Source organism: Acinetobacter sp. ANC 4862, assembly GCF_004336635.1.
GTDB lineage: Bacteria > Pseudomonadota > Gammaproteobacteria > Pseudomonadales > Moraxellaceae > Acinetobacter.
Genome location: NZ_SJXH01000001.1, coordinates 176,473 through 203,079 on the forward strand (window position 1 = coordinate 176,473; position 26,607 = coordinate 203,079).

Annotated in this window: 26 protein-coding genes, 1 other RNA gene and 1 pseudogene; 16 read left to right on the forward strand and 12 right to left on the reverse strand. The window is 41.1% G+C overall.

Features of this window, described 5'->3' with window-relative positions; genetic code table 11:
* Positions 1–166: 166 nt before the first annotated feature.
* From E0409_RS00785 to E0409_RS00795, 3 genes are all read right to left on the reverse strand, one after another.
* Complete coding sequence (locus E0409_RS00785; protein WP_131286680.1) at positions 167–403, reverse strand: DUF378 domain-containing protein; 237 nt, start codon at positions 401–403, stop codon at positions 167–169.
* A 386-nt stretch (positions 404–789) separates the two neighbouring features.
* Positions 790–2,121 carry a Xaa-Pro aminopeptidase gene (gene pepP, locus E0409_RS00790; RefSeq protein ID WP_165541279.1) on the reverse strand — a complete coding sequence of 444 codons (1,332 nt, stop codon included), beginning with the start codon at positions 2,119–2,121 and terminating at the stop codon, positions 790–792.
* A gap of 80 nt (positions 2,122–2,201) precedes the next feature.
* Entirely contained in the window at positions 2,202–2,831 is a 630-nt protein-coding gene (locus E0409_RS00795; protein WP_131286628.1) for a UPF0149 family protein, read from the reverse strand.
* Positions 2,832–2,895: 64 nt separating this feature from the next.
* Here E0409_RS00795 and E0409_RS00800 point away from each other — a divergent pair, with 64 nt between their 5' ends.
* The 3 genes from E0409_RS00800 (at position 2,896) to ssrS (ending at position 4,018) form a co-directional block, all read left to right on the forward strand.
* Positions 2,896–3,447 carry a hypothetical protein gene (locus E0409_RS00800; protein WP_131286631.1) on the forward strand — a complete coding sequence of 184 codons (552 nt, stop codon included), beginning with the start codon at positions 2,896–2,898 and terminating at the stop codon, positions 3,445–3,447.
* Positions 3,448–3,449: 2 nt separating this feature from the next.
* Positions 3,450–3,734 carry a cell division protein ZapA gene (locus tag E0409_RS00805; RefSeq protein WP_067724073.1) on the forward strand — a complete coding sequence of 95 codons (285 nt, stop codon included), beginning with the start codon at positions 3,450–3,452 and terminating at the stop codon, positions 3,732–3,734.
* Positions 3,735–3,834: 100 nt separating this feature from the next.
* Positions 3,835–4,018, forward strand: a non-coding RNA gene (gene ssrS / locus E0409_RS00810) — 6S RNA.
* A gap of 167 nt (positions 4,019–4,185) precedes the next feature.
* Here the strand turns inward: ssrS and E0409_RS00815 are convergent.
* Positions 4,186–7,233, reverse strand: coding sequence for a heavy metal translocating P-type ATPase (locus E0409_RS00815; protein WP_131286633.1), 3,048 nt, complete (start codon positions 7,231–7,233; stop codon positions 4,186–4,188).
* A gap of 82 nt (positions 7,234–7,315) precedes the next feature.
* Between E0409_RS00815 and E0409_RS00820 the strand changes: the two genes are divergently transcribed.
* The 3 genes from E0409_RS00820 (at position 7,316) to lon (ending at position 10,905) form a co-directional block, all read left to right on the forward strand.
* Entirely contained in the window at positions 7,316–7,696 is a 381-nt protein-coding gene (locus E0409_RS00820; protein WP_131286635.1) for a MerR family transcriptional regulator, read from the forward strand.
* Between the two features lie 48 nt (positions 7,697–7,744).
* Entirely contained in the window at positions 7,745–8,332 is a 588-nt protein-coding gene (locus E0409_RS00825) for a 5-formyltetrahydrofolate cyclo-ligase (RefSeq protein ID WP_131286637.1), read from the forward strand.
* A gap of 146 nt (positions 8,333–8,478) precedes the next feature.
* Complete coding sequence (gene lon / locus E0409_RS00830; RefSeq protein ID WP_131286639.1) at positions 8,479–10,905, forward strand: endopeptidase La; 2,427 nt, start codon at positions 8,479–8,481, stop codon at positions 10,903–10,905.
* A 246-nt stretch (positions 10,906–11,151) separates the two neighbouring features.
* Here the strand turns inward: lon and E0409_RS00835 are convergent, their stop codons facing one another.
* The gene (locus tag E0409_RS00835) at positions 11,152–12,108 is read right to left on the reverse strand and encodes a M28 family peptidase (RefSeq protein ID WP_131286642.1); all 957 of its coding nucleotides are present in this window, start codon (positions 12,106–12,108) and stop codon (positions 11,152–11,154) included.
* A gap of 154 nt (positions 12,109–12,262) precedes the next feature.
* Here E0409_RS00835 and rlmH point away from each other — a divergent pair, with 154 nt between their 5' ends.
* The 3 genes from rlmH (at position 12,263) to E0409_RS00850 (ending at position 14,644) form a co-directional block, all read left to right on the forward strand.
* Positions 12,263–12,745, forward strand: coding sequence for a 23S rRNA (pseudouridine(1915)-N(3))-methyltransferase RlmH (gene rlmH / locus E0409_RS00840; protein ID WP_067724067.1), 483 nt, complete (start codon positions 12,263–12,265; stop codon positions 12,743–12,745).
* Positions 12,746–12,960: 215 nt separating this feature from the next.
* Positions 12,961–13,737 carry a dioxygenase family protein gene (locus E0409_RS00845; RefSeq protein WP_131286644.1) on the forward strand — a complete coding sequence of 259 codons (777 nt, stop codon included), beginning with the start codon at positions 12,961–12,963 and terminating at the stop codon, positions 13,735–13,737.
* 139 nt (positions 13,738–13,876) lie between these two features.
* Positions 13,877–14,644 carry a DUF4377 domain-containing protein gene (locus E0409_RS00850; protein WP_131286646.1) on the forward strand — a complete coding sequence of 256 codons (768 nt, stop codon included), beginning with the start codon at positions 13,877–13,879 and terminating at the stop codon, positions 14,642–14,644.
* Positions 14,645–14,715: 71 nt separating this feature from the next.
* On the opposite strand, the gene gdhA is transcribed toward E0409_RS00850, so the two are convergent.
* Positions 14,716–16,062, reverse strand: a complete 1,347-nt coding sequence (gene gdhA, locus E0409_RS00855) for an NADP-specific glutamate dehydrogenase (RefSeq protein WP_252151755.1) — start codon at positions 16,060–16,062, stop codon at positions 14,716–14,718.
* A gap of 345 nt (positions 16,063–16,407) precedes the next feature.
* Here gdhA and E0409_RS00860 point away from each other — a divergent pair, with 345 nt between their 5' ends.
* On the forward strand, positions 16,408–17,202 hold the full coding sequence (locus E0409_RS00860; protein ID WP_131286650.1) for an RnfABCDGE type electron transport complex subunit B: 795 nt from the start codon (positions 16,408–16,410) through the stop codon (positions 17,200–17,202).
* A 3-nt stretch (positions 17,203–17,205) separates the two neighbouring features.
* Complete coding sequence (nth, locus tag E0409_RS00865; protein ID WP_131286652.1) at positions 17,206–17,901, forward strand: endonuclease III; 696 nt, start codon at positions 17,206–17,208, stop codon at positions 17,899–17,901.
* Between the two features lie 2 nt (positions 17,902–17,903).
* Here nth and E0409_RS00870 read toward each other — a convergent pair whose 3' ends face one another.
* The 4 genes from E0409_RS00870 to E0409_RS00885 all read right to left on the reverse strand — a co-directional run bounded on the left by E0409_RS00870 (position 17,904) and on the right by E0409_RS00885 (position 20,823).
* Positions 17,904–18,086 carry a hypothetical protein gene (locus tag E0409_RS00870; RefSeq protein ID WP_131286654.1) on the reverse strand — a complete coding sequence of 61 codons (183 nt, stop codon included), beginning with the start codon at positions 18,084–18,086 and terminating at the stop codon, positions 17,904–17,906.
* Positions 18,087–18,182: 96 nt separating this feature from the next.
* Complete coding sequence (gene adk, locus E0409_RS00875) at positions 18,183–18,842, reverse strand: adenylate kinase (RefSeq protein WP_131286656.1); 660 nt, start codon at positions 18,840–18,842, stop codon at positions 18,183–18,185.
* An 82-nt stretch (positions 18,843–18,924) separates the two neighbouring features.
* A complete protein-coding gene (locus tag E0409_RS00880; RefSeq protein WP_131286658.1) occupies positions 18,925–20,241 on the reverse strand; it encodes a DUF445 domain-containing protein in 1,317 nt (438 codons plus the stop codon).
* 63 nt (positions 20,242–20,304) lie between these two features.
* A complete protein-coding gene (locus E0409_RS00885; protein WP_131286682.1) occupies positions 20,305–20,823 on the reverse strand; it encodes a hypothetical protein in 519 nt (172 codons plus the stop codon).
* Between the two features lie 233 nt (positions 20,824–21,056).
* Here E0409_RS00885 and mrdA point away from each other — a divergent pair, with 233 nt between their 5' ends.
* Together mrdA and rsmD are read left to right on the forward strand one after the other, a co-directional pair.
* Complete coding sequence (mrdA, locus tag E0409_RS00890; RefSeq protein ID WP_131286660.1) at positions 21,057–23,087, forward strand: penicillin-binding protein 2; 2,031 nt, start codon at positions 21,057–21,059, stop codon at positions 23,085–23,087.
* 3 nt (positions 23,088–23,090) lie between these two features.
* On the forward strand, positions 23,091–23,648 hold the full coding sequence (gene rsmD, locus E0409_RS00895) for a 16S rRNA (guanine(966)-N(2))-methyltransferase RsmD (protein WP_131286662.1): 558 nt from the start codon (positions 23,091–23,093) through the stop codon (positions 23,646–23,648).
* A gap of 85 nt (positions 23,649–23,733) precedes the next feature.
* Here rsmD and E0409_RS00900 read toward each other — a convergent pair whose 3' ends face one another.
* Positions 23,734–23,928, reverse strand: a complete 195-nt coding sequence (locus tag E0409_RS00900) for a hypothetical protein (protein WP_171458768.1) — start codon at positions 23,926–23,928, stop codon at positions 23,734–23,736.
* A gap of 244 nt (positions 23,929–24,172) precedes the next feature.
* On the opposite strand from E0409_RS00900, the gene E0409_RS00905 reads away from it, so the two are divergent.
* Both E0409_RS00905 and E0409_RS00910 read left to right on the forward strand, forming a co-directional pair.
* Positions 24,173–24,907: a sulfite exporter TauE/SafE family protein gene (locus E0409_RS00905; protein WP_131286684.1), complete on the forward strand. Its 735-nt coding sequence runs from the start codon at positions 24,173–24,175 to the stop codon at positions 24,905–24,907.
* A gap of 199 nt (positions 24,908–25,106) precedes the next feature.
* Positions 25,107–25,436 carry a hypothetical protein gene (locus E0409_RS00910; RefSeq protein WP_131286666.1) on the forward strand — a complete coding sequence of 110 codons (330 nt, stop codon included), beginning with the start codon at positions 25,107–25,109 and terminating at the stop codon, positions 25,434–25,436.
* Between the two features lie 169 nt (positions 25,437–25,605).
* Here E0409_RS00910 and E0409_RS00915 read toward each other — a convergent pair whose 3' ends face one another.
* A complete protein-coding gene (locus E0409_RS00915) occupies positions 25,606–26,193 on the reverse strand; it encodes a 1-acyl-sn-glycerol-3-phosphate acyltransferase (RefSeq protein ID WP_131286668.1) in 588 nt (195 codons plus the stop codon).
* A gap of 291 nt (positions 26,194–26,484) precedes the next feature.
* Between E0409_RS00915 and E0409_RS00920 the strand changes: the two are divergent.
* Positions 26,485–26,607, forward strand: a pseudogene (locus tag E0409_RS00920) (IS5/IS1182 family transposase); the annotation flags it as partial.

Below are 26,607 nucleotides of genomic sequence, written 5' to 3' on the forward strand. Positions count from 1 at the left end.
GTAAATTTCGGCTATATAACTTTAGCTCTCGAGATAAAATGATCAACAGCAATATATAAATTCCACCTCTTCTCATAAAAAACGGAGCTTAAGCTCCGTTTTTTCTAGGATCAACCAGGTCATCAAAATAGGATTCAAGTTGGTCTTTGTATTTGATCGTTATCTGCTAACGCACAACTCTGGTCTGAGGCTCATGCTGTACTGATTTACCTAATTTAGTACCTGTATAAATTAAATAAAGTGCAGACAAACCAACCAAGACATAAACAATTCGAGATAGAGGGCTCATTTCACCAAAGATTGCAGCGACCAAATTGAAGTCAAATGCACCAATTAGGCCCCAGTTTAGGCCACCAATAATGGTTAAAGCATAAGCAACCCAGTCTATAGTATTTAATCTCATCATTTTTCTCCCACTCTTGTTTAAGTTTATTTGAGGATCAGGGAAAGTATGAGAAGGAAAGTATATTTAATATGTTGCTTTGATGCTAAAAACCGATTTTCTATGTTGAATTAGTGTCAGTTTATAGAACTTAAATTTTAACTAGGTTAGTTTTATTTGAATTATTCGCGATAAACGTAAATTAAATCATCTCTCGAATTCAATAAGTATCAAACCGACCATATTTGTTAGGAAAATGGATATAACAAGTAACAGGCACATCCTCTCCATTCACTGCATAAATCATGGTTAATTCTTCATAAAATATCTCAAGGCCTTACACAAAGATATTGCATCTTTAATAAAAAAGCCGATCATCTGACCGGCTTTTAATACTAAAAAATCGCTTAGGCAGCTTTCGCTTTTGCCATCAACGCTTCAATATCTTCTACTGTTTTCACCACATCTTTGGTCAGTACCAGTGGCCCATTTTCGGTAGCGACTACATCATCTTCAATGCGGATACCAATACCCCGCCATTTGGCATCCACTGTTTCATCATCTGGGGCAATATACAGACCCGGCTCAACAGTAACGACCATACCTTCTTCGTAGGCACGCCATTCACCGTCAATTTTATATGAACCGACATCATGTACATCCATACCCAACCAGTGACCAGTACCATGCATATAGAACTGACGGAAGGTTTCTTTTTGAATAATTTCGTCAATATCGCCTTTCATCAAGCCAAGTTCAAGCAGACCTTCAACCATAATTCGAACAGCAACATTATGCGGTTCTTTGTATGAATTGCCGATACGTACCGCATCAATCGCTGCAAGTTGTACTTTTAAAATCAGTTCATATAACGCTTTTTGTTCAGGGCTAAATTTCCCATTCACAGGAAAAGTACGGGTAATATCCGATGCATACAATTGATATTCACATGCTGCATCAATCAGGACTAAATCCCCATCGTTTAGCTCTTTGTCATTTTCCACATAATGCAGAATGCAGGCGTTTGCTCCACCACCAACAATGCTGTTATAGGCAGGCACACAACCATTTTTACCGAAGATGTAATTGATTTCTGCTTCAAGTGCATATTCCATCATGCCCGGACGCACAGTTTGCATGGCACGGGTATGGGCTTCGCTACTGATGTTCGATGCAAGTTGCATCAACTTAATTTCTTTTTCGGATTTATGTAAACGCATTTCATCTAAAATACGATCCAGCTGAATCACATTTGCAGGTGCAGAGGTACCTCGACGTGATTCACCATTGGCCTCAGCAATCCACTTTGCTACACGCGCATCAAAATCAGCTTGCTGACCAATACGATAGAACAATTTCTGTTTATCGAGCAATTTCTCGATAATTTCTTCATCTAACAGATCAATCGCATAGGCTTCATCAGCCTCATAATCATCTACTGCACCATCTACACCGGCACGGTAACCGTTCCATATTTCCATTTCACGGTTACGTTCACGGCAGAACAAGCTATAGGTATAACCTTCATCAATCGACTCAAACGTCTCAATGACAGCCACTGCTTCAGGTTCTGCAAATCCCGTCAGGTAAAAAAAGCTGCTGTCCGCACGAAATTTATAATCTGCATCACGGTTACGCATAGCAACCAGACTGGTGGCAATAATCGCAATACTGTGCGGACCCATTTCTTCTGCCAGGCGGTCGCGACGTTCCTGAAAATCTGCTTGAGTCAGTTTCATCATTAAGTTTACTTTTGTCTTTTATGAGTGGAGGTTATAACTTTTTAAAATAACGTGTACTTGAGGCTCAATCGCCCGAATTAGCTCGGACGATGTGGGGTAAACATTTCTACAACACTGCTTGCATCTGTTGAAGCTGCGCGTTTCAATTGAGGCTGAAGCTTTTTCAGCAATGGGGTTTCTGCAATTTCTACTTTTTTGCGTCCCAATGACAAGCTAACAGGAATCAAGCGCACAAATTCATACAGTTCTTGATAGCTTGCTTCGCCCTCTTCATCATCGTCAGATTCTTCAAACTCGACTGCTGCAACATCTTGAAGATGTTCAATCCATTCGACTTCATCTGGACGGATATGACCTGAAGCCAGACCGAAACCGAGTACCACCCCGGCACACCAGTCTGCCAACGCTTGTACACGATCCGCAAGAACGTGCTCATCATCAGGAAGCAGGGGTAAATAGTCCAGTTCATCATCCGATAAAGCATGAGAAATATCTTCCGCTTCATCTGCGAGCAAATTCAGAACTTGTTCCTCCAATGCTGGAATTTCAAGGGTTGCTAAAATTTGTTGCCATTCATCGCTGGTGGGTGCCTGAGTAACACAAATAATACCCGTAAGTAACCCATGTAACTCACTAGGGCTTGAAATCTCTTCAATTTTTGAAAAATTGTGGTGCCATTCCGACCAACCTGAAATATCGTCTTGCATTCGTTTATCCAATCTCTATACTTCGTATATATTACCTTTGTTTGCAATACTGTGCGACTACCATATGTTAGAAGAATTACAGCGTCTACAGGCGCATATTGGCGTTTTAAAAACGCGACTTACGCATTATGAAAGTGAAAATAGTGCACTCACCGCGGCAAAAGAAAATTCTGCCGAACATCATCATGCCCAAATTGTACAAAAAAACGGCATTATCACCAAAAAACAAGAAGAAATAGACGATCTTAGCGAGCAATTAAGTGATGCACGCTCCCAGTTCAAGCAATTGAACACGGATGCGACTTCTTTAGCTGATCGTTATAGTCGTTTGGAAAAAAGTTGTACCGATCTTAAAAACCGTTTTCAGGAAATTCTGGCTGAACGTAATGAATTACGTGTCATTAAAGAAAAAATGCAAAATGAACAACGTCTTGCTCAACAGGAAATTCAAACTTTACAGCAAGAACGAGAAAGATTGTTACAAAAAAATGAACATGCCAAGGCCAAAGTGGAAGCGATTATTCAACGCTTGTCCATTTTGGGGACTGCTCAAGATCAGCACGCGCAAGAAATTCAACAACTTGCTCACCCAACAGAAGCCAATGAGGACATTTAAGCATGAGTGAACAAATTGCTGTTGAATTGCGGGTATTGGGACATAATTTCCGTTTAGCCACCACTGAAACTGAAAAGGCTGATCTGGAACGTGCGGCTGAATTGTTAAATGAAAAATATGATGATTTTCGTCGTAAAGCCCCACGTCTAGAGCCGACTAAACTGATTATTATGGTGGCTTTAGAGCTGATGCAAGAGGTTCTGGCGATGAATAAATCATTGCAAGAATATGCCCACTGCGAACGCTTGTTGGCGACCATTTTAGAAGATGTGGATGATTTGGCTTAATTTTTCTTAAAATTGGGTAAAGTATCGGCAGTTGAAATCTAAGTTTACAGTTCCTGCACACGGATGATTTGCCAATACGTGATTATTGGTTATACTTACTCTATCTCTGAGGTGTTCGCCAGCGCGTCTATATCCCTGCCGATACTTAAATCTACGGATTGTGTTCTGCATATTTAGAGTGTATGCCCATCTTCGGATGGGAAACCCAGCAAGTATGCGTCGCGTCCACCTTGAACTTCTTCGGGTTCAGGGTAATGACATGCAGCGGCATCTTCGGAGTGTTTTTTATTATTCTCAGCATTATTTATTACAATATTTCTTCATACATTTTATATTTTAAATAATTTTATTATTCAATCTCATTGTCTTTAAGCTATTTTCATTGATATTTTATGTAAAAAAATACCCAAGACTTGCATCTTGGGTACGTCACTTCACTTCTAATATTACATTATCGAGATTTTTGCAGACGCAAAGCGTTGATGACTACTGACAAAGAACTGAGTGACATCGCTACAGCTGCAAACATCGGGGTCAACAACAAACCTGTTAAAGGATAAAAAATTCCTGCAGCTACTGGCACACCTAAACCATTATAGACAAAAGAAAATGCCAAGTTCTGCTTCATGTTTTTCACGCCCAGTTTCGCCATATGAATGGCATCCGCCACACCACGAATATCCCCTTTCACTAAAGTCACCTGAGCTGTTTGTTTGGCAATATCGGTACCATTACCCATCGCGATCCCGACATTGGCTTGAGCAAGTGCCGGTGCATCATTAATACCATCACCCGCCATTGCCACAACTTTTCCTTTAGCCTGATATTTTTTCACGATGTCTAATTTTTCATTCGGGGTACAGTTGCCATAGACCTGCTGAATTCCCAGCTCAGCCGCAACCAGTTTTGCATTTTGTTCATGGTCACCTGTTGCCATGACCACTTCTATGCCATCGGCAATCAGTTGATCAATCACTTGATGCGCATTGTGTTTAATCGCGTCATGAATCGAGATATAGGCCAAAACTTCTTGCGCATTGGCTAAGAAACTAATTACGTTGCCTTTAGATCGTTGCTGATCAAGTTGTGCTTGAATCGTTTCATTTAACTTTAAGCCCAGTTGATCGATCAGTTTTTGACTACCCACATACAATATTTGATTTTCAATCTGCCCTTTCACCCCAAAACCGGTGACATCTTCAAAATCACTGACTTTCAGCAGTTGCTCATGGGGAACAAGCTTGGTTAAAGTCTGGGCAATCGGATGGGTTGAATACTGTTCAATCGAGGCAATCCATTGTTCCACCTGCGTTTGCTGAACTGTATCTGAAAGCAGTTTAACCTCTTTCAGGCTCGGTTTACCTTCAGTCAAGGTCCCGGTTTTATCAATAATTAAAGTCGTGACTTTACTTAAAGCTTCAATCGCTTCTGCATCTTTAAACAGCACGCCTTTTTGCGCTGCTCGACCTGTGGTCGCCATCACCGACATTGGAGTTGCCAGCCCTAGAGCACATGGACAGGCAATAATGACTACAGCTACTGCGCACATTAACGCCAGATCAAACTGTGTTTTGCCAAACACCATCCAGGCAATAAAGGTCAACACACTAATTGCAAGCACGATAATGACGAAATATTTGGCAAATACATCGGCGAGTCTTTGTAACGGCGCTTTGGAGCGCTGTGCTTCGGCCACAGTCTGAATCATTTTCGCCAAAGTGGTATTGGCACCCACTGCCATGGTTTGAATACGTATACTCCCCTGCTGGTTCACCGTACCGCCAATCACCCGGTCATCAACTTCTTTTTTCACCGGTACAGGTTCACCCGTCATCATGGCTTCATCGACATAAGTTTTGCCTTCCACCACAATACCATCGAGTGGAATCTGATCCCCTGAAGAAATCTGCAGGATATCGCCTTGTTTCACCATGCCAACATCTACTTCCACCACCTGATCATGCTGCACCAGTTTTGCAGTATGCGGTTGCAGTTTCAGTAATGATTTTAATGCATCAGCAGTTTTGGCACGGGCTTTTAACTCCATGATTTGCCCAAGCAAACTCAAGGACACAATCATACAGGCCGCTTCATAATACACGGCGACCCCATGACCTGTTTTCGCCTGCATCGGGATCAGGGATGGAAAAACTGTCGCCACAATACTGTAAATAAATGCCGCCAGCACCCCGACCCCAATCAGGCTCCACATATTCAAGTTGCGGGTTTTATAAGAAGTCCAGCAACGTTCAATAAAGGGTTTCCCAGCCCAGAGGATGACTGGAATAGATAAAACCAGTTCAATCCACGGCTGAATATGCTGCGGAATAAAGGCATGAATATGCGAACCCATGGCTAATACAAACACAATTAAAGTCAGTGGCAACGTCATCCAGAAACGATGACTGAAATCGACCAGTTCAGGATTCGGTGCATCATTTAAGGTCGGTTGCATCGGCTCTAAAGCCATACCACAGATTGGACAGGTTCCCGGTCCTTTTTGCACAATTTCAGGATCCATGGGACAGGTATAATCCATATCCGCCGCGCCTTCAGGTACAGGACGCTGATCCGCTGGAATAAGATAAAACTCCGGATCGTCTTTAAATTTTTCCAAACAAGACGGATTACAGAAATAGTAAGTTTTAGCTTGATACTCTGTTTTTAAATCGGTTGAAATATCCACCGACATACCGCAGACTGGATCGATCTCTGAACTCTGTACTGATGACGGATGCGCTCCGCCACAGCAGCTGGATTTCTTTTCTTCAACTGCCGCTTTTGCTGGTGAAGCACAGCAAGAGGATGCTTTTTGCTGAGTTTGCAGATATTGTTCAGGTTGTTGGGTAAATTTAGTTAAACAGCGTTCTGAACAGAAATAATAATCTTTTGATTCAAACTGGCTATGCCATTTAGAATCCGTTTTGACCTGCATGCCACAGACTGGATCAGTGACGGTGGTTTGCATCTCTAATCCAGCTTTTGAATCTGTGCCGCTACAACAACTCTTTTGTTCTGCGGTTTTAGGCTGCGATGCACAACCACAACCCGAAGTTTTCGCAGATTCTTTTGCCAAATATTGTTCTGGATTGGCCTGAAATTTATTTAAACAGCCCTGACAGCAAAAATAATAATTCTGTCCCAAATATTCGGTATGCGGTTTGGACAAATCTGTCACGGTCATGCCGCAGACCGGATCAATATATTGCTCTGCTTCAGCTTTTTGACTGCCACAACATGAAGATGAAGCCGCTACAACTTTAGCTTTATTTGCACAGCCACAGCCTGATTTAGGCTTGGTGTCTTGAAGGTAAGCTTCAGGATTTTTAATAAACTTTTGTTTACAGCCATCACAACAAAATAAATATTTTTTGCCCAGATATTCAAAATAATGTTCTGAACTTTCCGGAACATTCATTCCACAGACTGGATCAATTTTCACTAATTCAAGGACTGAATCCTGTTTTGCACAGCAGGAAGATTTTTGTTGCTCATTCATCCGACTCACCTATTTTATTCTTGCATTGTGTTAGCATAAAGTCTGTACCCAAGTACAGAGTCAAGTCATTTGAGGATATTTTATGCTCACCATCGGAAAACTGGCCAAACAGTGTCATGTCAATGTCGAAACCATTCGCTATTATCAACGCATCGGTTTAATGCGCGTGCCTGAAACCACGCAGAGTTATCGTTATTACAATGACAAAGACATTGAAACCTTAAGCTTTATTCAAAAAGGCAAAGATGCAGGTTTGCAACTCAGTGAAATACAGGAATTACTGCAACTTCAACTCGATGATCGTGCACAAGTGAGACAGGTCATTGAGCAACGCCTAGAAAAAATCGATCAAAGAATTCAGGAATTACAGGCGCTAAAAACCCGTTTAAGCAGTTGGGTGGATGAATGTAAAACCACCAATGAAAGCAGTTGTCCGATTTTGAAAGAACTTAAAAACAGGTAAACTCCATTTTCGATGAATATTTTTGTATTTTTTGGGGACAAATAAGTGATGTCAGTGGATTTAAAAATTTTACGCAAACAACTTCGACATCAACGTAGAGCCGTTTCCAGCTTTCAACACAAACAATCTCAACAAAAAATACTCCTGCTACTCATCCGTCTAAAATCTTTTCAGCATTCAAAAAAAATTGGCATTTATCTGCATGCCTTTGGTGAAATTCAGACCAGACAAATCATTGAATATTGTTTTAAACAACATAAAGATGTTTATCTGCCGATGATTTGCAACATAAATAAGCAATTGCACTGGGTCAAAATCACGCAACACCAATACCGAAACAATCGATTTTCATATCATCCCCTTGGCATGAAAGAACCGGCGGCGGGTCGTGGCTTACATGTATCTAAACTCGACCTGTTAATCATACCCTTACTCGCATGTGACATTTATGGCACACGCATAGGCATGGGTGGCGGCTTCTACGACAGAACCTTGGCCAGTGCAAAAAAAATCCCTTTTCGTTTAGGGATTGCCCATGACTTTCAACTTATTCAACAACGCTTACACCGGGAAATCTGGGATCAACCACTGGATGCCTTGATTACACCCTCAAAATATTTACGTTTCAAACGCTAAACTGGTATTTTTGACGACTAGGAACACTTTAAAATCACATATTTACTCATTTTTTATACATTTTCATTGTCCCTACCCTTGTAATTTTTGAAATACACTTCACTATAAAAATATGGCAACACCGTTGTTACTCATTAGGAGTGCCCATGTCTGAAATTATTATGAATCAAGAAACCTTAGCTACACAGGTTCCAAGCGTACTACCGCTTTTAGCGCTACGAGATGTGGTGGTTTATCCTCACATGCAAATTGCGTTATTTGTAGGTCGTGAAAAATCGATCAAAGCAGTTGACGTGGCTCGTAACAGTGACAATCTCGTATTTGTAGTTGCACAACAAGATTCTCTTACAGAAGAAATTGATCACGACAACTTATATCAATACGGTACTGTCGCGAAGATTGTGCAAGTTGTGAATCATGAAAATGATGAAAACTGTATAAAAGTACTCATTGAGGGTTTACAGCGTTCTAAACTGGTAAAAATCATCGACAACGATGAATATTTATCGGCTGAACATGCGATTAGCCCGATGACAGTTAATGTTGAAGCTGCGTCTCAAGAAACACGTGTGCAAGAACTGCGTGCTTTATTTGCACAATATGCAGAAGCAAAATTACGTAATGCACGTGAATTGATTACTGCTGCAAATAAAATCGATGATTTATTACAACTGTTGTTCTTCGTGGCCACTCGTGTCCCGTTGAATATCGATGTAAAACAAAAGTTTCTGGAACAGGATAACTTTGAAGCACATTTGACTGAGCTCATGACTTATTTGTTACAACAATCTGAAGAACAACAGATTGAACAAACCTTGCATGACTCGGTAAAACGCCAGATGGAGAAAAACCAGCGCGAATATTTCCTGAATGAAAAAATGAAGGTGATTCAGCGTGAACTTTCCGACATGAATGGCGGTGCTGAAGATGATGTTGCTGAAATTGAACGTCGTCTTGAAGAAGCTGATTTACCAGAACACGTGCGTAAAAAAGCCGAATCTGAATTCCGCAAGCTAAAAGCAATGCAACCTGCTTCAAGTGAAGCTGCTGTGGTGCGCAATTATATTGAGGCGATTTTAGATACGCCTTGGAATAAAGCCAGCAAAGTCAGCATTAACCTGAACAAAGCACAAGAGATATTGGATGCAGATCATTACGGTCTGGATGAAGTTAAACAACGTATTGTTGAATACCTGGCTGTTCAATCACGCGTTAAAAAACTTAAAGGTCCAATTCTTTGTCTGGTTGGTCCTCCAGGGGTAGGTAAAACTTCACTGGGTGAATCGATTGCCAAAGCCACAGGTCGTGAATTTGTGCGTATGGCTTTAGGTGGCGTGCGTGACGAAGCGGAAATCCGGGGTCACCGTCGTACCTACATTGGTGCGATGCCAGGTAAAATTGTGCAGTCTTTGACAAAAGTAGGCGTAAAGAACCCACTGTTCTTACTCGACGAAATTGACAAGATGGCGCAAGACTACCGTGGCGACCCTGCTTCTGCCTTGCTTGAAGTACTTGATCCATCACAAAACAGCAAGTTTAACGATCACTATCTTGATCTTGATCTGGACCTTTCTGAAGTGATGTTCATCTGTACCGCAAACAGCATGAATATTCCTGAAGCTTTACTTGACCGTATGGAAGTGATTCGTCTACCGGGTTATACCGAAGAGGAAAAAGTCAATATCGCTGAACGTTACCTGGTTCCGAAAGCCATTAAGGACAACGGTTTACGTGCTAAAGAATTGACCATTCATGAAGAAGCCATTCGTGACATCGTGCGTCGTTATACTCGCGAAGCGGGTGTACGTAGCCTTGAACGTGAAGTGTCAAAAATTGCGCGTAAAGTCGTGAAAGAAGCGGTGAGCAAAAAAGCCAAGAACTTGCATATCGATGTGACTGCTGAAAACCTGTCTGATTACCTAGGCGTACACAAATTCGACTTCGGTATGGCAGAAGAAGAAGCGCAAGTGGGTCGTGTCAATGGCTTAGCTTGGACCTCAGTCGGTGGTGAATTACTTTCGATTGAAGTTGCTGCGGTAAAAGGTAAGGGTAAATTCATTACCACCGGTTCACTCGGTGATGTCATGAAAGAGTCCATTACCGCTGCAATGACTGTGGTTCGTACCCGTGCAGATGCACTCGGTATTGAGGCTTCAAGATTTGAAGAAACCGATATCCATGTGCATTTACCTGAAGGTGCAACCCCGAAAGATGGTCCATCTGCAGGTTTGGCATTAACGACTGCGTTGATTTCTGCCTTCACTGGCATTCCAGTTCGCGCTGATATCGCCATGACCGGTGAAACCAACCTGAGTGGTCGTGCAATGCGTATTGGTGGCTTAAAAGAGAAACTTTTAGCTGCACATCGCGGTGGCATTAAACTGGTATTCATCCCTCAAGAGAACGTTCGTGACTTGGTGGAAATTCCAGATAACGTGAAAGCAGGTCTTGAAATTAAAGCAGTGAAAAGTATCGATGAGATCTTGCCATTTGCCTTAATCGAAACACCGAAACCTTTGCCAAAAAATCCGATTGTAAAACCGGTTGCAGAAGGCAAAGCTGCACGTCATTAATCGCATTTCGATACAAAAAAGAGAGCTTCGGCTCTCTTTTTTTATGATGAAAAGTTTTACTATATTAGTAAAGCATAAGCTTGAAAAATATACATCTGACCCTCATTTATTATTATAGAGACACAGATGCGCTGTAAGTTTCTGATTAACAAGTTATGTGAATGGTCATCTACATCTCCAGGTGGATGACCTTTTGATCGCAGTCCCAGTATCCATTAAGGGGCTGCGTTTTTTATGCGTTCTTTATCAGTCAGATTGAACCATTAAACTATAAGCCAGCCCGTCTACCACATTGGCCATTTTTCCAATATTCAGTGTTTTCAAACTATCGCCATGGGTGTGGTAATGCTTATTTCGAAAAGAAGCAGTATCGGTAATCATCATGGCAGGAATCCCAAATTTCCAGTAATTCACATGATCAGAAAATTCCATTGCTGACACAAAAGACGGTGCAGCCACTCTCTGACATTCTAAACGATTAAATATCAGCATCGATTCACAGTAATTTATCCCCAACTCATAGGACTGTAGATTACTCACTGCGGCAATAAAATTACCATGACTGGGATAAACCCACTTCAAACCCACGGGATATTGCTGCACAAGATTTTCATCATAGTAGCCAATCATCTCCAAGATATAGACCCCTCGAATTTGATCTTTTTGCATCTGAACCGATTTGGCATGAATATAACTTCCCATCTGCTCGGTTTTGAAAAATGGCGGTTCTTGCAAGGTATAAAATACAAATTCCACATTATTTGCGAGCTGCGATTTTTGCTGCGCTAAAATGCGTGCCGTTTCAATCACCCCTGCAACACCAGAAGCATTATCATCTGCTCCTTGAGTTTCCCCAAACACATCATAATGCGCACCGACAATCACTTTGTCAGAATGACCGGCCGTTAAGGTGCACACGACATTTCGATAACCCAAACCATTCACCGAATAATTTTGATACTGGCATGGAACACCAAACAAATGCATTTGTTCTTTAATCCATGCAGAAACGCGTTGTAATTCTGCTGTATTTTTATAATGACGATGTGCCTGCTCGCCTATAATTTGCTCCAGATAGACCTTTAAATTATCGGTACTCGCCGGTGTTACATTCGGTAATGCCCAGGTCGAAGTCGTTAAAAAAAGAGTGCCAAGAAAAGTGCTCAACCATAAGCCTAAATTTCGATTATTTTTGAATCGCATTTATTATCATTCCTCTCTTATTATTCATCTTTAATCCATTGCTGAAGATTAAAGCAGCATCTCGTTCGACTTTTCAATTGCAATTTGTTGCGCAAAATAAGGAAAACTAGTTTTAACGTTTATAATAAAGATGACTTTCAAATCATCGAATCTTATGAAAATCCGTATTATTACCATCGGTCAAAAAATGCCAGCCTGGGTACTCACCGGTTTTGAAGATTACTTCAAACGTATTCAGCCTTTTGTGCAGACTCAGATTATTGAATTACCCATGGCAAAACGCGGGAAAAATGATTCAGAAGCGGATATTTTAAAATATCGCCAGATTGAAGGTGACAGCATTCTGAATGCACTGAAGCACAATGAGACCCTGATTGCACTTGAAGTGGGTGGCAAAGAATTCAGTACCGAAAAGCTGGCTGAAACCATGAAAGGATGGATGCTAGAAGGCAATGATGTGGTTTTAGCAATTGGTGGTCCAGATGGTCACTCTGAAGCGGTGCGTAAAGCCGCTGCATGGCACTGGTCGCTGTCCAAGTTAACCTTGCCCCACCCGATGGTTCGAGTGATGCTGATTGAGCAGCTATACCGCGCAATGAGTATTAATAATAATCATCCTTACCATCGGGCAGGTTAAATCAGTAGATTGAATGATTCATGGTAGTTTTTTAGAAAGCTGAAATAGCGTCATTGTTAACTTTTTGTCCTGATGTGAAAATAATAGAGTTCGTTTTTTCATCGTTTCATTTATGCAACAACATGTTGAAATGAACTCTATTTATTCCATATCTTCTTTTTGGCATCATAACCATTACAACTCCAATCGATATTATTTGAATTAGGCGCACCATCATGAATTTACAAACTTTACCCGGTTTATTTATTTCACATGGATCTCCCATGCTTGCGCTTAATCCAGAGCAAGTAGGTCCAGCGCTACAGCGTTTAAGTTTAAACTTGCCTAAACCTGAGGCGATTATTGTGATGTCGGCACACTGGGAAAGTAATGCCCTAGAAGTCAGTAGCAGTATACGTCCTGAAACCTGGCATGACTTTCGTGGCTTTCCAGCTGAACTCTATGAAATGCGCTACCCTGCGCCCGGACAGCCCGAACTGGCTGAAGAAATTTTACATCTTTTGGCCAATGCAGGCTTGGCTGCGCATGCCAATAGCACCCGCCCTCGTGATCATGGGGTATGGATGCCGTTACTGCATATGTATCCCGAGGCAGACATTCCTGTAGTTGAGATCTCATTGCCCATGAACCTGTCTGCTGAAGATATTTATAAAATTGCTCAAACCCTGGCTCCACTGCGTGAAAAACAGGTATTGATGATTGGTTCGGGTAGCATTACCCACAACCTGGCTGAGCTTGCTTGGCGGGGTGAACCTGCGGATGTACCCGAATGGGCCTCTACTTTCCGTAATTATGTGGTCAACAAACTGAACCATGACGATTATGAAGCAGTACTGGATTGGCAAACTATTCCTTATGTGCAACGTAATCATCCGACCTTAGAACACTTTGCCCCCCTCTTCTTTGCAATGGGAACGGGTCATCGTTTTAGTATTGTACATAGTAGCTTCAGTATGGGTTCGCTCGGTATGGATATATACCGTTTTGATTGATTCATAACTTTTTATCAACAAACAACAAAATTTTAGTTATGGATACATTTTGATACTCAATTCATCAGAATGTATCCATATTTTTTGAATAACAATACGATATCCTCATAAAAATTCTTCAAAACCAAGTACTTTTTAAATGAAACTTAAATTTTTAGCGATTGCCCTTTTCCCACTCACGCTTGCAGCTTGTCAATCTGGTGATATTCAAAAAGCTGGAGATGTTGCCATGTCAGTACTGCAACAACAAAATGCAGATAAAACCCTTGCTTCGTATCAATGGAGCACCACTACAGGGAGCGCACCTAAGCCTCTCGTAATAAATTTTGATGACAAAGGTCGTCTTGGTATTTCTACCAGCTGTAATGGCATGGGAAGCAGCTGGAAAATAGAAAATAATCAGATTGTGACTGATCATTTAATGGCAACTCAAATGGCCTGTGAACCAAAAGCCATGCAACAAGAAAGTGTCGCTAAAGATTTATTTGACAATCGTAAAGCCCCTTTCGTTTTGGATTTAAAAGATCCGCAAAATCCAACTTTAACGGTCATTTCTGCAAGCGGTCAAAAATATGTTTTCATGGGGAAAATGATACCTGAAACAAAATATAACGCTCAGGCAGAAACCATTTTCCTGGAAATTTCACCTGAAACTAAACCCTGTACCGGTGTTGGACCACAAACCTGTTTACAAGTCCATGAACTCAAATACAACGACAGTGGCGTCAAAACGCAAGTCGATAAAGACTGGACTTTATTTTACGATCAGATTGAAGGTTTTGAGCATAATCCTGCTGAACGCCAAGTGATTCGGGTGAAGCGTTATGAAATTAAACATCCGGCAGCCGATCAGTCTAAATATGCGTATGTGCACGACATGACTGTAGAACGTGCCACTGTAAAATAATTTTGCTTATTTCAGCTATAAAAAAACCGATGCCTGAGCATCGGTTTTTTTATATTCAAGAAAATATATCCTTAGAATACGCCTTGAGCCAACATCGCATCAGCAACTTTTACGAAGCCAGCAATGTTCGCACCATCAACATAGTTTACAGAACCATCTTCTTTAGTACCGTATTTAACGCAGTTGCGGTGAATTTCTTTCATGATGGCATGTAGACGTTCGTCAACTTCTTCAAAAGTCCAGCCTAAACGAATCGCATTTTGAGACATTTCAAGACCAGAAGTTGCAACACCACCGGCATTCGATGCTTTACCTGGCGCATAAAGAATTTTCGCTTCAACGAATTTCTCTACAGCCGCCAAAGTTGAAGGCATGTTTGCACCTTCAGCAACACAGATTACACCGTTTGCAAGAAGAGCAGCAGCATCGTCAGCATCCAACTCATTTTGAGTTGCACATGGAAGCGCGATATCACATTTGATACCCCATGGACGTTGACCTTCTAAGTATTCAAAGCCATGTTTAGACGCAAATTCAGAAATACGACCACGTTTAACGTTTTTAAGTTCCATTACTTCAGCAAGAAGTGCATCAGTGAAACCATCTTTAACGTGAACTGTACCCGCAGAGTCAGAAAGTGAAACCACTTTCGCACCCAAGTACATTGCTTTCTCAGCAGCATATTGTGCAACGTTACCAGAACCTGAAATCGTTACCACTTTGTCTTTGAAGCAGTCGCCACGAGTTTTCAGCATTTCCTCAGCGAAATAAACTGTACCGAAGCCGGTTGCTTCTGGACGAGCCAATGAACCACCGAAAGTCAGACCTTTACCTGTGAATACACAAGCAGTGTCATTGCTCAATTTCTTCATCATGCCGGCCATGTAGCCAACTTCACGGCCGCCCACACCAATATCACCCGCTGGGATATCTGTGTTTGAACCTAAGTGACGATAAAGCTCGATCATCAATGCTTGGCAGAAACGCATGATTTCGCCTTCAGACTTACCTTTAGGGTCAAAGTCTGAACCACCTTTACCACCACCCATAGGGAGTGTAGTTAAGGCATTTTTAAATGTCTGTTCAAAACCTAAGAATTTAAGAATTGAAAGGTTCACTGATGGATGGAAACGCATTCCACCTTTGAATGGACCGATTGCTGAATTGTACTGTACACGGAATGCACGATTCACATGTGTTTGACCTTTGTCATCAACCCAAGAAACACGGAATTGAATTGCACGTTCTGGCTCAACTAAGCGTTCAAGTAGACCATGATCAGCATACTCTGGGTTCTTTTCAATGAACGGCCAAAGGCTAGTCATTACTTCTTCTACAGCTTGTAGAAATTCAGGTTGATGTGCATCACGTGATTTAACGTAATCTAGGAAGTCGTTAAGGCTGTTATATTTCAACACTTAATCCTCAGCAGAAAGATGGATCAAAATTGGTCAAATTTTCAAAAAATGATAATTTTTGGCGCAAAATATTAAATAGCTTTTGTAACCATAGTACAATACTTTTTTTTAAAAAAACGTAAATAATATTTAATAACATATATTTATTTTAATTATAACTATTTTTTATCTTGTCACCAAAGCGACGCTGTCTTACTGTTTTTGTTATCTTTTCGCCCAATAATAATGCGCTTATAGCGCCATTTTCGCGCATAAGATTAAAGGCTTAAATCATGCTAAAATCATCTTCTTCGTTTTAATCTTCTTTCGGTATGCTGCTATTTCTTCAGCAGTCGTGGTTTATACATGAATTCGCAAATTGTTCTCATCCAAAATATTGATGCCCTCCTCCCTCAAACCCAATGTGGCTTATGTGGTCATCGGGATGGATGTTTACCATATGCAAAAGCCATCAGCGAGGGTGAAGAAGCCAATAAATGTGTCCCAGGGGGGCAACCTGTTGCCGATGCCCTAGCCCATTTACTTGGTCGTGCACAACTGAAAGCAGAAGAAAGTGTTTGGCCAATTCAAAGTGATGGTCGTCCACAACGTATGAAAGCCATTATTCGCGAAGATGAATGTATCGGTTGTACCAAATGTATCAGTGCCTGCCCGGTGGATGCCATTATTGGCTCGGGTAAACTCATGCATAGCATTTTGACTGATCTGTGTACCGGCTGTGAACTGTGTATTCCCCCTTGTCCGGTCGACTGCATTGATTTGATTGCAGATCATCATGCAGCGCCTGATGAAAGCATGCGGATTGCGGAACAAAATGATTTGAGAAACCGCTATTACTCACATATTCAACGTGAGGAAAAACGACGCGTAAACCGTAAAGGTCCTGTAGTGCGTGCCAATATTGATACTGCCTTATTTGCTCAATTTTCAGCACAAAATGACAATGTTCCAGACATTGTTATTACCCACAACAAAGCTAAACCAACAGTCCATTTAGATGCCAAATCAACCATCGAACTTGCAAAAATTCGCACACAAATCAAAAAATTAGAAAAACAACTCAGTGTGCGTGAGGATGCAAAAAAACGTCTGCAATTAGATGAACTCAATCAACAGCTTAATGCTTTGCAAGGAGCGTAAACAATGCCTGTAAAGAATATGACTAAAAAACAAATTCAGGTATTTTTTGAGCGATTACGTGAGCAAAGACCCCACCCAAAAACCGAACTGAATTATGCCAGTCCTTTTGAACTTTTAGTGGCTGTGACGCTTTCTGCACAAGCCACCGATGTCAGCGTGAATAAAGCCACGGACAAACTGTTTCCTGTTGCCAATACGCCAGAAGCCATTTATGCACTCGGTGTTGATGGTCTGAAGCAATATATTAAAACCATTGGGTTATATAACGCCAAAGCTGAAAACGTCATCAAGGCCTGTAAAATACTGATTGAGAAGCACAACAGCATCGTACCGAATAACCGTGTTGATCTGGAAGCATTGCCCGGTGTGGGGCGTAAAACAGCGAATGTGGTGTTGAATACCGCATTTGGTCATCACACTATGGCCGTAGATACCCATATTTTTCGCGTAGGCAATCGTACCGGTCTGGCAATTGGAAAAAATGTGTTAGAAGTTGAACATCGACTGGTTAAAGTCATTCCCAAAGAGTTTATGCTCGATGCCCACCATTGGCTGATTTTACATGGTCGTTATTGTTGTATTGCCCGTAAGCCGAAATGTCATGAATGCGTGGTGGCGGATGTCTGTCAGTGGCCAGATCGTTTTGAATTTGGTGCAGCGAAAAGTATTCCAGTGAAAATGATTGAAGATAAAAACTAAATTCAGTCTTGATCTTTATTTTTCTGTTGCAGTTTCGGATGTAGCTGACGCTCGGGTTGGCTATTTTTATTTTCTTCAGCTTCTTGCTTTTGTACGCGACGCAAGAATTTGAAACTTTGAACCATTAAAGCCAATACCCCAATACCCAAAAAAATCATCAATACAATTAAGCCAATTTTTAGCAAGGGTTCATCCTCAAAATAGCGTACAAATTAAAAGAGCCCTAATATGACTTAGGACTCTTTTAATGTCAAAACATTCACCGCACTAAGGCAGGTCAATTATTTTGATTGATCTAAAATCGCAAACAAATCGGCTTGAACTTCTTCAATCGGACGAAGACCATTCAATTTGTTATAAGTCGGTGCATTTTCGCCAGAAGCTGCACGACCTTGATAGAAACCGACCAATTGTTCAGTTTCAGTATGATATGAACCCAAACGTTTACGAATCGTTTCTTCCTGGTCATCTGGACGTTGAACTAAATCTTCGCCAGTTTCATCATCTTTACCTTCCACTTTAGGTGGATTGTAAACAACATGATAAACACGACCAGAAGCCGCATGCTGACGACGACCTGAAAGACGTTGAACGATTTCTTCGTCAGGAACATCAATTTCGATTACGTGGTCGATATTAATGCCTTCATTTTCCAAAGCTTCTGCTTGAGGAATCGTACGTGGGAAACCATCAAAAATGCAACCGTTTACACAATCAGGTTGAGCAATACGTTCTTTCACAAGACCGATGATGAGTTCGTCTGATACCAGACCACCACTTTCCATCACGCTTTTAGCTTTAAGACCTAATTCAGTTCCTTCACGAATTGCAGCACGGAGCATATCACCGGTTGAAATTTGTGGGACATTGTAGCGCTTACAGATCAACTGAGCCTGTGTACCTTTACCTGCCCCAGGTGGTCCGAGTAATATAATGCGCATAAAAAAACATCCTCATTTAACAATGTATATGACGCCTTGTTCATGCCGAATTTGTTGATTCGTCATGTATTCCAGCATCTAATTATAAGAAAGCCACAAACAAATGTATTGTACCCGCTATAAATCCAGTTACGCCACCCAGAACAATCAAAATCCATTCATCTTCCTGAAAAGCAGGACGTAACAAATTTTGAAACTCTCTCGGGGTCAACTCCAGAATACGGTCTCTAAACATCTGATAGATTTTCTGTGCACGGCTCGCATTGAACGCAGGGTCGCATACAGGCACCATCGTAATTTCAATCGAGCGATCGATCAAGTCCGTCTTGAGTTTTGCGTATTCTTTTGGCCCTAATGAGATCTGTAAAGAGGTTCTCACCAGAGGTGTTTCCATAATTTCATTAATATGACGTTTAACGATACGACGAGTTTTGTTTTTCTTCCCGCCATACATCATCTCTGTCATGATCGATTTTAAGGTAATCAGGTCTTCTGTGACGACTCGGGCAAAAACGTCTGACACTTCTTCCTGGCGTTTCATAAACGCACCCTGGATATTATAGATACCCATACGTGGAATCACCGGCTTTACCCAAGGAAACTTACGATTTTTAGTTAATTCAAAGAACTGCGGATAACGTACGTAGTGGGGCTCTAGAGGGTTAAACACCATCCAGATCGCAATCCAGTTGGTCAGAAAACCCCAAACCGCTGCCCAGAAAGGAACCGTCCAATGCCAAGGTACAACGAACCAGACAATCATCTGGAAGATACCAAAGAACATCCCGATTAACGCGCTAATATGCCAAATAAAGTTGATTTCTTTTTGACCTACCTTAAGAAACATATTGACCATTAAACGGCGATCACCTTCCATTTGGCGAACCACCATTTCACGCATATCCACAAGTGACTCGACGTTCATGGTCAGTTCAGTCACAAGTTCTCTTAAGATTCCTGGCAACTGTTTATGTGCCTGAGCATAAATACGGCGCTTAATCGAATAAGGTAAATTTTCCCACAGCACTGCATTGCGTTCAATCATCATCTCATCAATCAGATGTTCCAGTTCAAAACCGACCTGCTCACCAATGATCCGGGCCATATCTTCCGGATCCATCGCATCCAGGAATTCACGCAATGAACCCAGTTTTGACAGGGTATTATCGGTAATAATCCCTGAAATACGGCCAGCTTTACGTGGCACAATGCCCTGCCAGCCAACCGGTAATGGACCTAAATGGAATCCCCAAAATGTAATCGGATAAAAGACCATTTTAAGCGCCATCCACACATGCGCCCAAGTGACAAAAGCAGTAACAGGAATAATGCTAAGTACTGCCCAGAAATCTGGGCGTTTCAAGAAGGTTTGCCACAATTCGTTGACGTACTCAAGCATGCATAATATCCATTTTAATTTTTAATCACCAAATACTAAATCGTATAAAACTGAATATTTTCACTACAAACAGATACTTAGAGTATAGGAAAATTGTATTCTCGGCTCTGTTTCAGCGACCACATTGCCATTTCTATCTTCTAACTTTTCACCCGCACCAATCCCGATACTAAAACTACTAATCCGTTCCTTGCTTAACAAGACATAGGCTAAATCTACGCCCGCACCAAGCTGTGCTTTGAGTTCATTGTCTACACTTTTACTATCAATATGTCCGGCATAAACCCCGACATAATAACCATTTTTATCTTTACCGGTCAGATGATAGGGATAGCGAAATCCAACCTGACCGCCAGCTGTATAATCATCATCTATGAATACCCCTGCTTTTGCATAGGCAATGCCATACGGATTAACCCATTCAGCATTCATATGAATCAGTTCCTGGGTAAATCCAGCCCCAACATTCCATGCTTTTGCACTTTCGGGTGTTAATTTCGCTTCTGGTAAATACGGATTGTCTTGTGCATGAGTCACATTTGCTAGCGCAAAAAATGCCAACAAAGAATACGCCTTTGTGATTATTTTCATGGTTGTCCCTAATTTTATTTTTAATACAGTCCTTTTTTCAATTTCGACTTTAGCAGAATTAACAGAACTCTTATATACTGCACTCTACAATTTTAATGTCTGTAAAGTCAAAGTTTAAGCTAAACAAGTCCATCTGTTCACCTGAACAAATATCAAAAAATGATGACATGCGTTAGAATAGCCCACCGGTTTTTCCCACTCTCCTGTATGTAAGTCGATCGCGTATGAAGCAGCACTTTCCTTTAAAAAATGTCCAACAAGAAAAGCGCATTTATCGCAATCGGGTGTTTATCGCGGTCGGGATTGTTGTATTCTTTCTTTTATTACTCGTTTCCCGTTATGCGTATTTGCAAATTGCACATTACGACGAGTTTTCAACTGCCTCAGATCAGAACCGAATTCGACTGCAACCCTTAGCGCCTGCACGTGGTTATATCTATGACCGTAATGGCGTTTTACTTGCAGATAATTATCCGGTGTTTTCAGCAACCATTTCACGTGCTGATGTTAAAGATATTTATGATACGGTGAAACGTTTAATCCCTATTTTAGCGTTGACTCAAGAAGATATAGAGCGTTTTAGCAGCCGAATTAAAACCTCAAAAAAAACCGAGCGTGTGGCACTCAAATTAAATTTAACTGAAACCGATATCGCCAAATTTAGTGAAGTGAAGTTTCAGTTCCCCGGGGTCAATATAGAAACCCAAATGACTCGCTATTACCCGCATGGTGAATTGTTTGCGCATGTGATTGGTTATGTCGGTCGGATTAATGACAAAGAATTAAAATCGATTGATAAAGATTTATATGCAGGAACCAACCTGATTGGGAAAATTGGGGTCGAAAAATCCTACGAAGACCTTTTGCACGGTGTGCCGGGTAATGAATCTGTTGAAGCCGATGCACATGGTAATGTGCTGCGTAATTTAGGTCGTAAAGATCCCGTTCGAGGCAATGACCTATACCTGTCGATTGATTATGGCTTACAGGTTGTTGCGACAGAACAGCTCGCTGGTCGTCGGGGTGCAATTGTGGCACTAAATCCCAAAACCGGGGAAATTTTAGCGCTGGTTTCAAGTCCAAGTTTCAACCCGAATCTATTTGTGACTGGCATTAGTAATACTGACTATAGTGCGCTCCGGGACAATCTTGACCAACCGCTTTACAACCGTGCTGTGCAAGGGGCTTATCCTCCCGGCTCCACCATTAAACCGATGTTCGGTTTAGGAGGCATTCATTATGGTTATGTCGACTGGGCGACAGCGATCTCTGACCCTGGCTATTTCACTTTGCCGGGTGACAGCCACCGTTTCCGTGACCATAAAAAAAGTGGTCATGGTGCGGTAAATATGCATAAAGCCCAAGTGGTGTCTTGTGATACTTACTTTTATGTCCTGTCTTATCGTATGGGCATTGAGAAAATGAATGCCTGGATGCGCCAATTTGGTTTTAGTGAAAAAACTGGCGTGGATTTACCAAGTGAAAGTACCGGCTTATATCCAAACCCAGACTGGAAAATGCGCACCCGTAAAAGCAAATGGATGAAAGGTGAAACCATTTCGGTGAGTATTGGCCAAGGGGCCTTTACTGCTACCCCATTACAACTGGCGATGGCCACCGCGATTACCGCAAATCAGGGCTCGCATATTACTCCCCACGTATTGCGTGAAAGTCACGGTGCCAAGCCTTATAAAGTGCATAATGCACCCGATGGAAAAATTCAGTTTAACGGTCAGCCTGAAGACTGGATCAAAATGCGCGATGCCATGGTGGATGTGATTCAAACGGGTACTGGTCGCGGTATTCGTACCCCAATGTATCAAATTGCAGGAAAAACAGGTACAGCGCAGGTTAAAAGTATTGCCCAAGGTAAAAAGTATAACGAAGCATTATTAACCGAGCGTCAACTTGACCATGGTCTATTTGTCGGTTTTGCACCTGCTGAAAATCCGGATATTGCCATTGCCGTAGTATGGGAAAATGGTAAACACGGTGGTTCAGCGGCACAATTGGCTCGCCCTATGTTTGATTATTGGTTATTGACACGTAAAAAGAATCCAATCCGCCCAGCCACTCATCAAATCAGTGGCGGCTTAATGACTGCAGGCATTAAACCGGGTGAATTGCCAAGTGATATTAATCCAGTGACAGCTGATGCTAACACAACCAATCAACCTCAATCAGCACAGCCTGCAACTCAAACTGTGCCAAGTACCGCACCATCAACAAGCTCACAACCCGTAGAGAGTGAATGATCTATGAAAAATCAACTCCGCATTATTGGTGGTGAATGGAAACGCCGCCAACTTGCTTTTGCCAGTATTGATGGTTTACGTCCTACACCGGATCGTGTGCGTGAAACCTTGTTCAACTGGTTGATGTGGGACATTCAAAATTCGAGTGTTTTAGATTTGTGTGCGGGTTCCGGTGCCTTAAGTTTTGAGGCTTTGTCACGTGGCGCGTCACAAGTGGTGATGATTGAACCAAATCGAACTCAAGCTGCATTTTTAACAGATAATTTGCAATTGCTTAAAGTGACCAGTCAACATGCAAAATTAAAAGTCGCTACCGCTCAACAAGTCTTGCCTACGCTTAAAGAACAATTTGATCTGGTGTTTTTAGATCCACCTTATAGTTTGGATTTATGGGAAGAACTGGCTCAACTTGCCGATCCTTTCATTAAGGATAAGGCTTTTATCTATGTTGAAGCCGATCGGGACTTAAATCAGCTCAAACTTCCATCTTCATGGCAACAAATTAAACAGACCAAAGCCGGAACTGTTCGTGCAGGCTTATATCAAAAAAATATGGCTTAATTAGAAGCCATAAAAAAGGATTCCATTCAGGAATCCTTTTTTATCGAATGCAGTTTGTCAATTTAAGTTCTGTTTTATAGACCTTTTAACGATTGTAGTGTCGATCGTGATCGCTTCTGTCATGATGACGGTCTTTGTTATCCCAATCTCGGTCACCATGTTGTCGATCATAATGCCCGTTGCGATCTCGATGACCACCATAATCCTCATCCCAAGGATCAACAACACAGCCAGTTAATGACACTGCCAATACAGAAAGTAATATCACTTTTTTCATCATGTTCATCACCTCTTTACTGCACCATCTCAGTATTAAAGGATTTAATGGAGAGTGAACGGAGTCATTGTTGCTCTCTTGTAGTGATTTATTTATTTTTTATTCATAGCCAAAATATCCAATACATATCTTATTAAATCCTTTTATTCAAAGTTCCACTTAGATTTGCAGAAATACAGATAAATATAAGCTTGGTTTTTTTCGCTATCTTTTGAATACTACTGACTTTTCATCTGTACTGATTCCTATGACCTGGTTGTTATTTATTGTTGGCGCAATGGTCGCAGGTTTTGTACAAGGACTTACCGGCTTTGCTTTTGCCCTCATTGCCATGTCTTTCTGGGTTTGGGTACTCTCTCCGCAAATTGCTGCACCTTTGGTGGTGTTTGCTTCAGTATGGAGCCATCTTATTTCATTATCGAATGAGCAAAAGCATCCTCATTTAAATAAATCACTGATTTTACCCTATTTAATTGCAGGACTTATCGGTGTTCCTGTAGGCACGTATTTACTGCATATCATTCAGCCAGACACCTTTAAATTGGTTTTAGGCCTATTTTTAGTGTTGTGGTGCCCGATCATGTTCTTCAATCCACAATTTCCACGACTGCAGCAAACAGGCAAATTTGCAGATAGTCTGGTGGGGTTTATCGGGGGAATACTGGGTGGTTTAGGCGGATTTTGTGGTTCACTGCCTTCGGCTTGGGTCATGCTGAAAAACCTATCCAAACAAGAGCAACGCTATATTTTACGGCATTTTAATTTTGGCATTCAGCTCTTTACGCTACTGGCCTATTTGCTACAAGGTACACTCGAAATACAATTGCTACCTTATATGGCTCTCTTGCTTGTCAGTGTCAGTTTCCCTGCTATCTTGGGGGCAAAATTATTTTATAAAATTTCAGAGCGGCAATTTAAACATACCGTGTTAAGTCTATTATTTACATCGGGTGGTTTTTTAATTTTCAGCACGCTGCTGTAAATTTATTGATTGTGAAAATATTTAAAAATCATTTAAAAAATCAGATGCCGAGAGGTGGAATAATCTCCCCTAAAAAGATGATCCAAAAAATGAGATAAATCTCATTTAATCAAAAAACATGCAATTGATATTCTACATTCCATGAATGTTAGAGAAAATTTTATACAATAACTGATCGTCTCCACTAGTTTTTCTAAAAATGAAAACCTTGATTTTGTTAGCAGGGATGATTCTGCTAACAGGCTGTAGCTTAGGCACATCTCGCGATGTCAAACATGCCGAAAAAATGCTTGCGTACTTTCAATGCAATAAAATTGAAAGTGCACAAATGACGCATAGTTCCATTACCTCATTTCACGAACAATCACTCGCTTCTAGCCGCCAAAAAGCAGAATCGTATGTGCAAAGCTATAAAGAGGGTGAAGAATTATTTGATGTTCCATTAAGCGATGTGATTAAGGAACAATATGCCATTTATCAGGAGGCTTGCCAGCATTTAGGTGGCATTAGTCCAACACCCAATAAATAAACTTATTTTATCTTGTTAAGTTTATTGTTCTAAGGATTTGATCGTCACTAAAAAGTGCTCAATCCCATGCTGACTGGCGAATACTGAGACGTCTAGGCATGATTTTATCATTGGTAAATCTGACTGATATTTTAGAAGGACAAGGATACGTTCCCTGTCCTTTTAAAAACTATGCTTCAGTATAATAACGCTTATCAACGCTAAAGTTTTCTGGAAATTTCGCATTGATTTGTGAATAGAAATCCATGATTTCGGCCATATCCTTTTCATAATCCCCTGTAGGATATACAATTTTCCCTACACCAGTTTTTTTCTTGGCATAATCCATATAGGCCAAAGCAATAGGAACACCTGCACCCGTTGCCACATGATAAAATCCGGTTTTCCATTGTTCTTGCTTTGCACGTGTTGCTTCAGGTGTCACCAGCATCACTAATTTTGGATGGTCTTTGAATAAATCAGTCATCACCTGAACCATACTTGGGCGCGGCTCCCCTTCTGCTTTTGGTGTACGGTCAATACCGATGCCACCCAAAGCACGTACAAATGGCCCAAATGGAAGCTTCATATAACTGTCTTTAATGGTTAAACGGACATTCACCCCTAAAGCTTTTAGGGCTAAACGGGCATATAAAGCATCCCAATTACTAGTGTGTGGTGCAGCAATCATCACGCACTGATCCAAATCAAGTGGCCAATGATTATCAATTTCCCAGCCCATCATTTTTAAACTTTGTTCAGCTAACTTTTCGAACACAAAAACACCGCAACCTAATAAAGTGCGCAGATTTTAACAAGGTCACTAAAATAAGATAGCTCAATATGAGCAATTAACAATCAATTAATATATAAATGTATAACTTAGAATTTAAATGAAATATATATTTGTTTTTACCTTGATATACCGCAAAAAAAATTTATTACTTTCTTAGGCAAGAATTGAATTTACACAGTATAAAGTTAAACAAAAACAGTAATATCCATCTTCAAAACTAGAGCCTGTCATCAATTAGCTTGAGAAAATCTAATCTGTCCTCATTATTTTTTCATGACTAAACGCTATGCATTAAGAGATGATCAGTGGCAACAGATTAAGGATCTGTTGCCCGGACGAGCGAGTACTGTTGGAGTAACTGCCAAAGACAACAGGCTATTTGTTGAAGCAGTATTG

Excerpts from the sequence above, each read along its gene's own strand:
- E0409_RS00800 (WP_131286631.1), top strand. The coding sequence starts at position 2,896 with ATGTTAGAAGAATTACAGCGTCTACAGGCGCATATTGGCGTTTTAAAA.
- pepP (WP_165541279.1), bottom strand. The coding sequence starts at position 2,121 with ATGAAACTGACTCAAGCAGATTTTCAGGAACGTCGCGACCGCCTGGCA.
- E0409_RS00785 (WP_131286680.1), bottom strand. The coding sequence starts at position 403 with ATGAGATTAAATACTATAGACTGGGTTGCTTATGCTTTAACCATTATT.
- E0409_RS00805 (WP_067724073.1), top strand. The coding sequence starts at position 3,450 with ATGAGTGAACAAATTGCTGTTGAATTGCGGGTATTGGGACATAATTTC.
- adk (WP_131286656.1), bottom strand. The coding sequence starts at position 18,842 with ATGCGCATTATATTACTCGGACCACCTGGGGCAGGTAAAGGTACACAG.
- E0409_RS00815 (WP_131286633.1), bottom strand. The coding sequence starts at position 7,233 with ATGAATGAGCAACAAAAATCTTCCTGCTGTGCAAAACAGGATTCAGTC.
- lon (WP_131286639.1), top strand. The coding sequence starts at position 8,479 with ATGTCTGAAATTATTATGAATCAAGAAACCTTAGCTACACAGGTTCCA.
- E0409_RS00825 (WP_131286637.1), top strand. The coding sequence starts at position 7,745 with ATGTCAGTGGATTTAAAAATTTTACGCAAACAACTTCGACATCAACGT.
- E0409_RS00910 (WP_131286666.1), top strand. The coding sequence starts at position 25,107 with ATGAAAACCTTGATTTTGTTAGCAGGGATGATTCTGCTAACAGGCTGT.
- E0409_RS00795 (WP_131286628.1), bottom strand. The coding sequence starts at position 2,831 with ATGCAAGACGATATTTCAGGTTGGTCGGAATGGCACCACAATTTTTCA.
- rsmD (WP_131286662.1), top strand. The coding sequence starts at position 23,091 with ATGAAAAATCAACTCCGCATTATTGGTGGTGAATGGAAACGCCGCCAA.
- E0409_RS00845 (WP_131286644.1), top strand. The coding sequence starts at position 12,961 with ATGAATTTACAAACTTTACCCGGTTTATTTATTTCACATGGATCTCCC.
- E0409_RS00835 (WP_131286642.1), bottom strand. The coding sequence starts at position 12,108 with ATGCGATTCAAAAATAATCGAAATTTAGGCTTATGGTTGAGCACTTTT.
- E0409_RS00850 (WP_131286646.1), top strand. The coding sequence starts at position 13,877 with ATGAAACTTAAATTTTTAGCGATTGCCCTTTTCCCACTCACGCTTGCA.
- nth (WP_131286652.1), top strand. The coding sequence starts at position 17,206 with ATGCCTGTAAAGAATATGACTAAAAAACAAATTCAGGTATTTTTTGAG.
- E0409_RS00880 (WP_131286658.1), bottom strand. The coding sequence starts at position 20,241 with ATGCTTGAGTACGTCAACGAATTGTGGCAAACCTTCTTGAAACGCCCA.
- E0409_RS00905 (WP_131286684.1), top strand. The coding sequence starts at position 24,173 with ATGACCTGGTTGTTATTTATTGTTGGCGCAATGGTCGCAGGTTTTGTA.
- E0409_RS00900 (WP_171458768.1), bottom strand. The coding sequence starts at position 23,928 with ATGATGAAAAAAGTGATATTACTTTCTGTATTGGCAGTGTCATTAACT.
- rlmH (WP_067724067.1), top strand. The coding sequence starts at position 12,263 with ATGAAAATCCGTATTATTACCATCGGTCAAAAAATGCCAGCCTGGGTA.
- mrdA (WP_131286660.1), top strand. The coding sequence starts at position 21,057 with ATGAAGCAGCACTTTCCTTTAAAAAATGTCCAACAAGAAAAGCGCATT.
- E0409_RS00820 (WP_131286635.1), top strand. The coding sequence starts at position 7,316 with ATGCTCACCATCGGAAAACTGGCCAAACAGTGTCATGTCAATGTCGAA.
- E0409_RS00860 (WP_131286650.1), top strand. The coding sequence starts at position 16,408 with ATGAATTCGCAAATTGTTCTCATCCAAAATATTGATGCCCTCCTCCCT.